The sequence below is a fragment of the Microbispora hainanensis genome (assembly GCF_006874475.1).
Classification (GTDB): Bacteria; Actinomycetota; Actinomycetes; order Streptosporangiales; family Streptosporangiaceae; genus Microbispora; species Microbispora hainanensis.
This window is the reverse complement of sequence record NZ_VIRM01000170.1, coordinates 1-693: the sequence shown is the minus strand read 5'-3', so window position 1 is coordinate 693 and position 693 is coordinate 1. Positions and strand designations below refer to the sequence as shown.

The window sequence follows — 693 nt, the reverse complement described above, 5'->3', positions numbered from 1 at the left end:
GCACTGCCTGATCGCCACCGGTGTCAATGCCGACGGGCAGCGGGAGATCCTCGGCCTGGACGTCGTCTCCTGCGAAGACGGGGCGGGCTGGCTGGCGTTCCTGCGCGGCCTGGTCGCCCGCGGCCTGTCCGGCGTCCTGCTGGTCACCAGCGACTGCCACGCCGGGCTACGTGACGCGATCGCCGCCACGCTGCCCGGCGCCTCCTGGCAGCGCTGCCGCACCCACTTCGCGAGAAACCTGGGCACCTGTGTCCCGAAGACGGCGCAGCCGTGGGTGCACACGATGCTGCGCACCATCTTCGAACAGCCCGACACCGAGTCCGTGCACGCCCAGCACCGGCACGTGGTCGAGGTGCTGGAGGCCAAGTACCCCAAGGCCGCCGACCGGCTGGACGAGGCCCGTGATGACATCCTGGCCTTCACCGCCTTCCCCACGGCCGTCTGGCGGCAGATCTGGTCCAACAACCCCCAAGAGCGGCTGAACAAGGAGATCCGCCGCCGCACCGACGTGGTCGGCATCTTCCCCGACCGGGAGGCCATCGTCCGCCTGGTCGGCGCGGTCCTGGCCGAGCAGAACGACGAGTGGACCGAGCAGCGCCGCTACATGGGCCTGGAGATCCTGGCCGAGTGCCGTAAGCACACCCACTCTCAAAATGAGACAAATGATGCTAAAGTGAATATCGAGGCGATTAC

General features: G+C 68.0%; 1 protein-coding gene. It reads left to right on the top strand.

Annotated features, from left to right (window positions below; all coding sequences use genetic code 11):
• Window positions 1-693: IS256 family transposase (locus FLX08_RS40025; RefSeq protein ID WP_142625448.1), on the top strand; the 693-nt coding region annotated here is incomplete at both ends.